The sequence below is a fragment of the Streptococcus sp. HMSC067A03 genome (assembly GCF_001814295.1).
GTDB lineage: Bacteria > Bacillota > Bacilli > Lactobacillales > Streptococcaceae > Streptococcus > Streptococcus constellatus.
Genome location: NZ_KV815641.1, coordinates 1 through 250, shown reverse-complemented (window position 1 = coordinate 250; position 250 = coordinate 1). Strand labels below are relative to the sequence as shown.

Sequence of the window (250 nt, the reverse complement as noted above, 5' to 3'; positions counted from 1 at the left end):
CCGTTTGGTCCTTACCTTTTGGTTCGTTGCTATCCGCTTGGGTCGGAGTCTTCGTGACATGAACCTTCACTGGAACTTCATCCTTCGAGCCATCTGGATAAGTCACAATCACCTTCGCATCTTTATCGCCTGGCGTTGTGGTATCAACCGGTGTTTCGTATTCAAACTTCGTTCCTTTTGGCAATTCTGGAACGTTGCCAATGGAATCTTCCGCTTTTGGTGTTTCTCCTACTTTAACCGTTTGGTCCTT

The 250-nt window shown here is 46.8% G+C and carries 1 protein-coding gene; it reads right to left on the bottom strand.

Features of this window, described 5'->3' with window-relative positions; genetic code table 11:
• Window positions 1-250 (bottom strand): Rib/alpha-like domain-containing protein (locus HMPREF2963_RS00660; RefSeq protein ID WP_261786448.1); only part of this gene is annotated, 250 nt, incomplete at both ends.